General features: G+C 72.7%; 1 protein-coding gene and 1 pseudogene. Both read right to left on the minus strand.

Features of this window, described 5'->3' with window-relative positions; translation table 11 throughout:
- Nucleotides 1–436 (minus strand): AMP-binding protein (locus AC27IO_RS23775; RefSeq protein WP_498741123.1); only part of this gene is annotated, 436 nt, incomplete at its 3' end.
- Nucleotides 433–1,703, minus strand: a pseudogene (locus AC27IO_RS23780) (acyl-CoA dehydrogenase family protein). The pseudogene AC27IO_RS23780 and the gene AC27IO_RS23775, both read right to left, overlap by 4 nt.
- Nucleotides 1,704–1,760 lie beyond the last annotated feature (57 nt).

A 1,760-nucleotide genomic window follows, 5' to 3' on the forward strand; every position in this document is an offset into this window, starting at 1 on the left:
GGCCGTCGCACAGCGCGGCGGCGGGCTGGGCGCGCTCGATCACGTCGGACAGCTCCCGCGCGCGCAGCAGCGGCATGGTGGCCACCGCCACCAGCCCGGCATGCACCACGGCCAGCCAGGCGAGCGCCATCTCGGGCGTGTTGCCGCCGCGCAGCAGCACGCGGTTGCCGGGCACCAGGCCCAGGCCGTCCACCAGCACGCGGGCGATGCGCGCGACCTCGTCCTGCGCCTGCGCGTAGGTCCAGGTGCGCGTGGGCGAGCGCAGCAGCGGCCGCCCGCCGTGCCCTGCCTGCGCGGCGCGATCGAACAGCACCTGCACGAGGTTGGCCTGGTCCGGCACCTGCAGCGAGGGCAGGTCGTAGTGCAGCGCGGGCCACTGCTCGCGCGGCGGCAGGCGGTCGTGGACGAAGGTGTCGGTCTGTGCGCTGGGGGTCATGCCTGCTCCTGCAAGACGGCTTTGCCGATGATGAGTTGCTGTACCTCGGTGGCGCCTTCGTAGATGCGCAGCGCGCGGATGTCGCGGTACAGCGATTCGATCTTGGCGCCCACCTCGACGCCGCGCCCGCCGTGCATCTGCAGGGCCATGTCGATCACGCGCTGGGCGTGCTCGGTGGCGGTCATCTTGGCCATCGCCGCTGCCACGCTGCGATTCCGAGCCTCAGAAGGATCGTGCGCGCGGCCCGCGGACAGCGATTCATCGCGCATCCATGCCGCCCGGTACGTGAGCAGCGCCGCGCCATCGACCAGCGCCGCCATCTCGCCCAGCTTGGCCTGCGTGAGCTGGAAGTCGCCCAGCGTCTGGCCGAACATGCGGCGCGTGCGCGCATGGTGCACCGCCTCGGCGAGCGCGCGCCGCGCCAGCCCCAACGCGGCGCCCGCCACCGAGGCGCGAAAGATGTCCAGCGTGCGCATGGCCAGCTTGAAGCCGCCGTGCAGCTCGCCCAGCAGCGCATCGGCCGGCACGGTGCAGCCGTCGAACGCCAGCGTGGCCAGCGGGTGCGGCGCCATCACCTGGATGTGGTGCGAATCGTCCAGGCCCGGCGTGGGCGCATCGACGATGAAGGCGCTGATGCCGCGCGTGCCGCCGGCCGGGTCGGTCTTGGCGAAGACGCAGTAGAAGTCGGCGATGCCGCCGTTGCTGATCCACGTCTTGGTGCCGTTCAGCGTGTAGGCGCCCATGGCATCGCCAGCCGTTTCTGAGCCGTTTTGGCCCTGTGCCGGCGGAATGTTTGCCTGTGTTGCTATGGTTTGCATAGCGCCGACGTCGGAGCCGGCCTCCGGCTCGCTGAGCGCGAAGGCGGCGATCTTCTCGCCGCGCGCCACCGCGGGGAGGTAGCGTGCCTGCTGCGCGGCGCTGCCGGCCAGCGTGATCGCGCCGCTGCCCAGGCCCTGCATGGCGAAGGCGAAGTCGGCCAGGGGCGAGTGGTAGGCCAGGGTCTCGCGCAGCAGCACCAGCGCGCGGGAATCGAGTTCGGCCAGCGCGCCGCCGTGCGCGGCGGGCACGCAGTAGCGCAGCCAGCCGCCGTCGCCCAGGCGGCGCACCCACTCGCGGCAGGCGGCGCGGTCGTCGGATTCGTCCACCGCCTGCGCGGCGGCCCAGGCACGAGGCCATCCACCAATGCCCGGTGGGCTTCGCCGAAGAACGGCAGGGCGAGGTGCGCCGTGGACGGGGCGGCGGGCGCGGGGGGCGTGACGGCGTGCATGGCCTCAATCCCCCGCGAACACGGGTTTCTGCTTGGCCGCGAACGCCTCGTAGGCGC

It is taken from the genome of Acidovorax sp. KNOB132 (assembly GCF_057541515.1).